General features: G+C 70.3%; 10 protein-coding genes. 3 read left to right on the top strand and 7 right to left on the bottom strand.

Features of this window, described 5'->3' with window-relative positions:
• From VF542_RS08225 to VF542_RS08215, 3 genes are all read right to left on the bottom strand, one after another.
• The coding region (locus VF542_RS08225) for an adenosylcobinamide-GDP ribazoletransferase (RefSeq protein ID WP_408651214.1) at window positions 1–504 on the bottom strand (504 nt) is incomplete at its 3' end.
• Window positions 501–1589, bottom strand: coding sequence for a nicotinate-nucleotide--dimethylbenzimidazole phosphoribosyltransferase (gene cobT, locus VF542_RS08220; protein WP_408651213.1), 1089 nt, complete (start codon window positions 1587–1589; stop codon window positions 501–503). The genes cobT and VF542_RS08225, both read right to left, overlap by 4 nt.
• Window positions 1586–2212 (bottom strand): bifunctional adenosylcobinamide kinase/adenosylcobinamide-phosphate guanylyltransferase, encoded by a 627-nt coding sequence (locus tag VF542_RS08215; protein WP_408651212.1) that lies wholly within the window; start codon window positions 2210–2212, stop codon window positions 1586–1588. The genes cobT and VF542_RS08215 overlap by 4 nt, the downstream gene beginning before the upstream one ends.
• Before the next feature lie 217 nt (window positions 2213–2429).
• Between VF542_RS08215 and VF542_RS08210 the strand changes: the two genes are divergently transcribed.
• The gene (locus VF542_RS08210; RefSeq protein ID WP_408651211.1) at window positions 2430–2618 is read left to right on the top strand and encodes a hypothetical protein; all 189 of its coding nucleotides are present in this window, start codon (window positions 2430–2432) and stop codon (window positions 2616–2618) included.
• Between the two features lie 109 nt (window positions 2619–2727).
• Here VF542_RS08210 and VF542_RS08205 read toward each other — a convergent pair whose 3' ends face one another.
• Window positions 2728–3216: a hypothetical protein gene (locus VF542_RS08205; protein WP_408651210.1), complete on the bottom strand. Its 489-nt coding sequence runs from the start codon at window positions 3214–3216 to the stop codon at window positions 2728–2730.
• 124 nt (window positions 3217–3340) lie between these two features.
• Here VF542_RS08205 and VF542_RS08200 point away from each other — a divergent pair, with 124 nt between their 5' ends.
• The gene (locus tag VF542_RS08200; RefSeq protein ID WP_408651209.1) at window positions 3341–4351 is read left to right on the top strand and encodes an aldo/keto reductase family protein; all 1011 of its coding nucleotides are present in this window, start codon (window positions 3341–3343) and stop codon (window positions 4349–4351) included.
• Window positions 4352–4916: 565 nt separating this feature from the next.
• On the opposite strand, the gene VF542_RS08195 is transcribed toward VF542_RS08200, so the two are convergent.
• The gene (locus tag VF542_RS08195) at window positions 4917–5288 is read right to left on the bottom strand and encodes an antitoxin Xre/MbcA/ParS toxin-binding domain-containing protein (protein WP_408651208.1); all 372 of its coding nucleotides are present in this window, start codon (window positions 5286–5288) and stop codon (window positions 4917–4919) included.
• Between the two features lie 115 nt (window positions 5289–5403).
• Between VF542_RS08195 and VF542_RS08190 the strand changes: the two genes are divergently transcribed.
• The gene (locus VF542_RS08190) at window positions 5404–6612 is read left to right on the top strand and encodes a hypothetical protein (protein ID WP_408651207.1); all 1209 of its coding nucleotides are present in this window, start codon (window positions 5404–5406) and stop codon (window positions 6610–6612) included.
• Between the two features lie 25 nt (window positions 6613–6637).
• On the opposite strand, the gene VF542_RS08185 is transcribed toward VF542_RS08190, so the two are convergent.
• Complete coding sequence (locus tag VF542_RS08185; RefSeq protein WP_408651206.1) at window positions 6638–7246, bottom strand: DUF3043 domain-containing protein; 609 nt, start codon at window positions 7244–7246, stop codon at window positions 6638–6640.
• On the bottom strand, window positions 7243–7985 hold a 743-nt coding region (gene nadA, locus VF542_RS08180), incomplete at its 5' end, for a quinolinate synthase NadA (protein WP_408651205.1). The genes VF542_RS08185 and nadA, both read right to left, overlap by 4 nt.

The raw sequence follows: 7985 nt of genomic DNA, 5'->3' as shown, positions 1-7985 counted from the left end.
CGGGCGCGCGCAGCAGAGCGTGATGCCGAGCCGGCCCACCGCCACCCCGGCGGCGATCAGCAGCCAGCCGTGCCGCGCCACCAGCGCCGACAGCGCCGCGGCGTCCACCAGCAGCACCGCGCCGATCGCGCCCACGCCGAGCGGGCCGGCCTCCGGCGACTTCATGATGGCCAGCGCCCGGTCGGCGGCCGCATAGGAACCCAGCGCGTCGAAGGTGTCGGCGAGCCCGTCCAGGTGCAGGCCGCGGGTCAGCAACGCCAGCAGCGCCACCAGGACGGCCGCGCACGGCAGCGGTGCCAGCCCCAGTCCGGTCAGGGCCCAGGCCGCTGCCGCCAGCGCCGCGCCGAGCGCCAGCCCGACGGCCGGTGCCCAGAGCATCGCCACCGCGCCGGTCCGCCGGTCCACCCGTCCGGCTCGCAGCGGCAGCACCGTCAGCGTGGTCAGCGACAGCCGCAGGCCGGCAGCCACCGGCCAGCCCTCGCGCGGCCGGCGGCCCCCGGTCATTCCCCGGTGCCCGGTTGGCGGGTTGCCACCGCGGCCTCGGCGAAGGTGGCCATCTCGGCCAGGCTCAGCGCGGCGGCCCGCAGCACCGGCAGGGCGACCAGTGCTCCGGTTCCCTCACCGAGCCGCATTCCCAGCCGCAGGATCGGGGTCAGCTCCAGCCGCTGCAGGGCGAGTTCGTGAGCGGGCTCCGCCGACAGGTGTGCCGCCTGCAGCCAGTGCACCACCCGGGGGTTGCCCAGCTGGGCGGCCAGTGCCGCGGCGCTGACCACCAGGCCGTCCAGCAGCACCGGGGTCCGGCGGTGCGCGGCCTGCAGCAGGAAGCCGGTCATCGCCGCCAGATCGGCACCGCCGGCCACCGCCAGCAGCCGGGTCAGGTCCTCGCGGTGTGGCCAGGCCCGGCGCCGGGCGTCCCGGATGGCGGCACACTTGCGGATCCAGCCGGCATCATCGATTCCGGTGCCGCGGCCGACCACCTTGATCGGTTCGGCGCCGGTGAGCACCGAGACCAGCACCGACGCGGGTGTGGTGTTGCCGATCCCCAGGTCGCCGGCGATCAGCAACTGCGCGCCGCTGTCGATCTCCTGGTCGGCGATGGCGACGCCGGCCGCCAGGGCCCGCTCCGCCTCGTCGCCGGTGAGGGCGTCCTCCCGGTCGATCCGGCCGCTGGAGCGGCGGATCTTGAACGCCGACAGCCCCGGGTCGGTGTCGACCGCCACCGACAGGTCCACCACCCGGACGCCGGCACCGGCCGCCCGGGCCAGCACGTTGACCGCGGCGCCACCGGCGGCGATGTTGGCCACCATCTGCCCTGTCACCTCGGCCGGATAGGCCGACACCCCGGCGGCGGTGACGCCATGGTCGCCGGCGAAGACCACCACCCGGGCGCGTTCGAAGGCATGCGGCGGGCACTGCCCCTGCACCCCGGCGGCCCAGATCGACAGCTCCTCCAGCACGCCCAGCGATCCGGCCGGCTTGGTCAGCTCGTCCTGGCGAAGCCTGGCGGCCTGCTCGGCGTCACTGTCGGGATAGTCGATGCCGGCCAGCGCCGCCTGCAACTCGCTCGTCGCGGACTCCGGTTCGGTCATTGCCGCTCTCCTGACTGCCGCTCGGGCGTCTGCCGCCGTTCTGCCTGCTGCCGTTCTGGCTGCGCGTGCGACTCGTGCTGCTCGGGCGGCTCGTGCGGTGTGCGCAGCCACAACGGCAAGCCCGCCACCACCAGCACCACCTCGTCGGCCTGCGCGGCCAGCGCGGTGTTCAGCCTGCCCAGCTCGTCGGCGAAGATCCGGCCCGACCTCGATTCCGGATGGATGCCGCTGCCCACCTCGGCGCTCACCAGCACCACCCGTCCGGGGCAGTCCTGCCAGGCACTCACCAGCTCGGCCGCAGCCGCCCGCAGGCCGGACAGCTCACCGTCCCAGCCGCCGGTCCGGTCGATGGTGCGGGCCAGCCAGTTGCCCAGGTCGTCCACCAGCAGCGGTGCCGCCGGGGCGGCCAGGGCAGCGGCCACGTCCAAGGTCTCCACGGTGCGCCAGTGCGCGGGCCGGCGTTCCCGGTGTTCGTCGATCCGCCGGGCCCAGTCGGCGTCGTCGCGCTCGGCCGCGGTGGCGAGGTAGTCGACCCGGGCGTGCCCGGCCAGCTGCTGTTCGGCCCAGCTCGACTTGCCCGAGCGCACGCCGCCGAGCACCAGGGTGCGCCGTCGCGCCGCCAATCCAGGACACCTTTCGCTGAGCGAGCCATGCCGAGCCCGGACGGGTTCGCCAGCGCCCCGCCGATGAGAACCCGCCAGTGCGGCTCGCAGCCTAGGGCAGCCGCCGCGACCGGGCCCAGCCGGGACGCTAGCGTGGGCCACCACAACCCAGCCGGCGCCGAACCGTTGCCGCTGGCACGTCCCTCGACCGAACCTCAACGACAAGGTGGCGCACCCGATGTCCTGGACCTGGAAGTACGAGCCCGAGAGCCCTGACGCCGAGGATCCGGGCGAGTTCCCCAGCCAGTCCGACGCCGAGAGCTGGCTGGGCGAGGCGTGGCGGACGCTGGCCGAGGCGGGCGTGGCCGGGGTGAGCCTGCTGCACGACGGCAAGCGCGTCTACGGCCCGATGCCGCTGTCGGAGTAGGTAGGCCGCAGTTGTCCGGCGTGAGTGGCCCACCAGGTACTCGGGGTGTGAGCGCCGCGTCGTTCTTTGAATTTTGACATCCCCACGATGTTGAGGACGTCTGCTCTACCTAAGAAGGTTGGTCGGTTCGCGCGTCGCGGTTTCCGCGCTGCCAGAAGCCGGCGGCCATCAGCAGGAACGCCGGCGCCGAGTAAACGCCCAGTGCGGACAGCAGCGCCTCGCTCCAGGACTTGCCAATCGCTCCGGCAATGGCGATAACAGCGATGCCCGCCGGTAGGAGGAGTCTCTGTGTGGTGACCCCCTGCCGAATACGCCGCTCGTTGCTCGCCGGATCCAACGACTCCGTCAAGGCAATCCTTCGCGACTTCAGACCAGCAACGACGCCAGCCAGCGCAAGCAGCGACCACGCGATAACAAGGGCAAGGTGCCCGGCCGTCGACTCAGAATTCCAACACAGCACAGCGTACGGCGCGGAGAACGCCACCATCGCGAGCCCCATGGCCGCCACCAGGACAGCACGCTTCTTCAGTGTGAGGTTGCTCAGCCGTGCCCCAAGACGTGACTGACGCGTCTGTGGCATGCGTGGGGATTGGGTCATAGGGGCTATTGTGGCCACCTGCATTAGAGATTTCTAGGATGTTGCGGGTATACGGGTAATATGCCGCCCGCGACGGTGCGCTGCGGCCTCGCGACGGTGTGCGCTACGGCCTAGTGTCGAAGGCATGGAATTTCGATACTTAGGAAACAGCGGACTCAAGATCTCGGCCGTCACCTACGGCAACTGGCTGACGCACGGCTCCCAGGTGGAGAACGACGTGGCCAAGCAGTGCGTCCAGGCTGCCCTGGACTGCGGGATCACCACCTTCGACACCGCCGACGTCTACGCCAACACCAAGGCGGAGACCGTGCTGGGCGATGCGCTCAAGGGCGAGCGCCGGCAGTCACTGGAGATCTTCACCAAGGTGTACTGGCCGACCGGCCCGAAGGGCCCGAACGACACCGGCCTGTCCCGCAAACACATCATGGAGTCCATCGACGGCTCGCTGAGCCGGTTGCAGACCGACTACGTCGACCTGTACCAGGCCCATCGCTACGACGTCGAAACCCCGCTGGAAGAGACCATGCAGGCCTTCGCCGACGTGGTCCGGGCGGGCAAGGCGCTCTACATCGGCGTCAGCGAGTGGACCGCCGACCAGCTGCGAGCCGGTCACGCTCTCGCCAAGGAGCTGGGCATCGGCCTCATCTCCAGCCAGCCGCAGTACTCGATGCTGTGGCGGGTCATCGAGGGCGAGGTGATTCCGGCCTCCCGTGAGCTGGGGATCGGCCAGATCGTCTGGTCGCCGATCGCCCAGGGCGTGCTGAGCGGCAAGTACCTGCCCGGGCAGCAGCCGCCGGAAGGTTCGCGGGCCACCGACACCAAGGGTGGCGCCGACATGATCTCCCGGTTCATGAACGATGACGTGTTGAGCAGGGTGCAGGAGCTCAAGCCGATCGCCGAGGAGCTCGACCTGACGATGGCCCAGCTGGCGGTGGCCTGGGTGCTGCAGAACGACAACGTCTCCGCGGCCCTGGTCGGTGCCTCGCGGCCGGAACAGGTTCAGGAGAACGTCAAGGCTGCCGGTGTCGTCATTCCCGACGAGGCGATGAAGCGGATCGACGAGGCGCTGGGCGACGTGGTCATCCGCGACCCGGCCAAGACGGCCGAGAACGTCCCGACCAGCCGGCTCACCTGAGCATCGAGCCGGCGGCGGCCTGACGACCGGCCCGCCGCCGGCCTCAGATCTCGTCGCCTGACGCCACAGCCCTGCTGACCCGCCGGCTCTGATTGGGTCAGGGGCCGGTGTCGACGGCCCGTAGATGGCGTGGCGGGACCTGACGCGGGTCGGCTGGCAGGTGATCCCAAGCGATGTCGGGCGCCGAGCGTGTTGGCCGCTGTTCGGCCGGGAGGACGTCGGTGAACAGCGCGAGCGTGTCTCCGATGCCCGTGGCGGCCGGAGCGATGATGCCGTGCAGGTGTGAGTTCAACGGTGCAGGTCACCAGAGCGCGTGGCTCGAGGTGGGCGAGCAGGCGTTCGTCCTCGACCGGATCGACGAGGTGTCGGTAGGCCTCGACGATCACCGAGTTAGTAGGACGGCCGAGGTAAAGCACGGGGAACCCGTCCGTGGTGCTCCATCGGCCGGTGCCGCGTCGTCCGTCAAGCGCATGGGCGACATGGCGGGCGGCGACGTGGCGTTGCCACGTTCCACCAATGTCAGTTCGTGGGCACGCGGCGACGAGGACGGCCAGGGAATCCATTACTACATGGCTCCCGAGGCGCGTTCCGCCTCGACGAGGACTTCGTCGTACTGGCCGGCGGCGAGCAGGTCGATGGGCCGCCGGCCGCCGAGGTTGCGGTTGCGGGCATGCAGCCAGATCTGGACGCCTTCCTCGGTGTAGGCCTCGCGGAGTTCCCGGACGATGTATTGGACGTCGAGCAGGCGCCGGACTTTGGCGCCAGCGGGGGTGCCGTTGCCCGCAGCCCAGTTCTGCACTGTCCGCAGGCTCGCTCCTACCGCTTGACCGAGCTCCGTCTGGGTAATCCCGGAGCGGGTGATGTCATCGACAATGCGTAGGTAGGTCAGGGAGTCCGGTGCGGGTGCCTGGGCACGGGCGGGGCGGGGCTTGCTCATCTCGGGTCTCCTGATTGCATCACGTCGGCCATCATGCTGCGTGGGCAACTGCTAGTCAAACTGCGCATGTTTTTGCGTGTCGTCTGTTAGCCTACGTCTGACAGGTGGAGGTGGCATGGCCGAATTGGTGATTCGGGTGAGTGGGCAAGACGCTGCCCTGATCGACCGCGTCTACGGCAGGGGCGGAGCGTCGGCTGCTGCGCGCCGCCCGAACCGGCTCGTGGTAGACGCCCACGTCGCGGCGGCGCACCCGGAGATCGCGGCCACCGCGCGCCGGGCCGGGGTGCCGTTTCTGGTCGATCCGCTCACCCACTATCTCCAAGACGTGCAACACCCGGCTGACCCGTGGGCGCGGCTGTCGTTCGCCGATGGGCGCGCCCACACCCCGAGCGATCTCGCCTCGAACCGGCGCCAGGAGCGGCTCGTCGAGGAATGCCTGTCATTTCAAATCGAACACGGCGCTACCACCTTGATCGTCCCCTACGTCCACATCGAGAAGGCCGACGACGGCTGGGTCGACATCCAGCGGCGGCTGCTCGCCCACACCTGCCGATTCCTCGATCGCAACAATGTCCACATCCCCGTCATGGCGGTGTTCGCGCTCGGGTGGCGGCTGCTGGACCGGATGGCCTGGCCCAGCGTGCTGAATCCGCTACTTGAGGCATCCGCCTTGCTGGGACCGGCGCCGGTCGCGCTAGCCGCGGCGAAGGTTGACCAAGGCGTACACCCCGAGCGGCGTCTCGCCGATCTGCTCGCCACGGTCGGGCAGATAAGGCCCCGTCACCCTGTCACTGCCTGGAATCAGGGGGCGCTCGGCGAGGCATGTGTCGCCGGAGGAGCCACAGGCTACGAGGTCGGCATCGGCTGGCGTGAACGCTGCGACCTACGCTCCGCTTCGGCCGCACACCGCCAGCCACCGTCAGGCGGCGGCGGCGCGCGGCCGGTCTATGTGGCCAGCGTGCGCCGCAGCGTGCCCAAGCCGAGCTTGCGGGTGCTGATGACCGACCGGGTCCTCCTGCCGCACCTGATCTGCCCTGATCTGGCCTGCTGCACCAGCGGCCCCGCCGCGCTGCTGGGCGACCCCCGCGCGCACACCATCGTTGCCAGGGCCCGTAATCTCGCCGAACTTGACGCCGCGGACACCCTCGCGTGGAAGTGGCACCTCCTTGCCCAGATCAGCGAACGCGGCCTGCGCGTCGCCGAACGGGTCAACATCGCCAGCCGGCACCAGGAGGTTGTGAACAGCATCGACACTGCGGCTCTCCTGGCTACCCATGCCGTGGCCACTGTGAAACGGCGCAACGCAGCAGAGCGCGCCGCCTAGGTCGGTCGACGCGGAACCGCCGGCCTCAGATCTGGTCGCCGAGTTCCACCCGGGGCAGCGGCCGCCGCCAGCTGCGCCGGAAGTAGGCCCGGCTGCCTGCGTAGAAGCCGAGCGCGACCGCGGACTCCCTGACCTGCAGCCCTCGGGACTGGGCGAGCTTGCGGATCCGCGAGCCGGTGTAGATCCACTCGATCAGCAGCAGTGCGAAGAGCAGCAAGGTCAGGAACTGCAGCGGCTGGTACGTGTAGCCGACCAGCATCAGCGGAAACAGCAGCAGCAGGTAGTTCGAGGCCATCCGGCGGGAGTCGACGTAGTCACGGGCCAGCGCGCGCACCGGGCCCTGCTCCCGGCGGGGCAGCACCCGCGGGTCGCCGGCCTTCATCGCCTCCCGGTACTCGTTGCTGCTCAGCGTCTTCTGGCCGGCGACCTTGGCCTTGCTGCCCTGCTGCTTCTGCCAGGCGACGGCTTCCTTGCGGGTCTTGGGAGCCGGCGGGGGTGGCACGGAGTTCGTCCGGCGCTTGGGGGTCGGACGTCCCTTGGGAGCGCGTGCCGAGGCAGGCCCGGTCACCGGCTCCGGCGTCGTCGGCGCTTCGGGCACGGTCTCGGCGGCTGCCTTGCGGCGCAACGGGTTCACGGTCGGGCTTCCTGTTCGGGTGGTTCGGGTGGTCCGGTGGGAGTGAGGTCCGGCGAGGTGTTCGGTGCGGTAGCGGCCGGCAGTTCGGGCAGCGCCAGCATCCGATCCAGCGCGACCCGGGCGTGGGCGGCCACCGTCGGCTCGACGGTGATCTGGTTGACCACCTCGCCGCGTACCAGCGCCTCCAGGCAGTGCACCAGGTGCGGCAGGTCGATCCGGTTCATGGTGGCGCAGTAGCAGACGGTGGACTCCAGGAACGTGATGGTCTTGTCCGGGTGGGCCTCGGCCAGCCGGCGCACCAGGTTCAGCTCGGTGCCGATCGCCCAGGCCGAACCGGCCGGCGCCGCCTCGATGGTCCTGATGATGTATTCGGTGGAACCGACCAGGTCGGCCGCGCTGACCACCTCGTAGGTGCACTCGGGATGCACCAGCACCCGCACGCCGGGCACCCGCTCACGCACGTTGGCGACCTGCTCGGCGGTGAACCGGCCGTGCACCGAGCAGTGCCCGCGCCACAGGATCACCCGGGCCCGCCGCAGCTCCTCGACGCTCAGGCCGCCGTTGGGCTTGAGCGGGTTGTAGACCACGCAGTCGTCCAGGCTCAGGCCCAGCTGGCGGACCGCGGTGTTGCGCCCGAGGTGCTGGTCGGGCAGGAACAGCACCTTGGTCCCGGCGGGGTCACCATGCTGGTCAAAGGCCCAGCGCAGCGCGCGCTCGGCGTTGGACGAGGTGCAGACCA

Source organism: Jatrophihabitans sp., assembly GCF_036389215.1.
Classification (GTDB): Bacteria; Actinomycetota; Actinomycetes; order Mycobacteriales; family Jatrophihabitantaceae; genus Jatrophihabitans_A.
This window is presented reverse-complemented; position numbering and strand designations above follow the sequence as displayed.

Bases quoted from the DNA above. Each gene is read 5' to 3' on its own strand.
- cobT (WP_408651213.1), bottom strand. From the start codon at position 1,589: ATGACCGAACCGGAGTCCGCGACGAGCGAGTTGCAGGCGGCGCTGGCC.
- VF542_RS08210 (WP_408651211.1), top strand. From the start codon at position 2,430: ATGTCCTGGACCTGGAAGTACGAGCCCGAGAGCCCTGACGCCGAGGAT.
- VF542_RS08205 (WP_408651210.1), bottom strand. From the start codon at position 3,216: ATGACCCAATCCCCACGCATGCCACAGACGCGTCAGTCACGTCTTGGG.
- VF542_RS08200 (WP_408651209.1), top strand. From the start codon at position 3,341: ATGGAATTTCGATACTTAGGAAACAGCGGACTCAAGATCTCGGCCGTC.
- VF542_RS08195 (WP_408651208.1), bottom strand. From the start codon at position 5,288: ATGAGCAAGCCCCGCCCCGCCCGTGCCCAGGCACCCGCACCGGACTCC.
- VF542_RS08190 (WP_408651207.1), top strand. From the start codon at position 5,404: ATGGCCGAATTGGTGATTCGGGTGAGTGGGCAAGACGCTGCCCTGATC.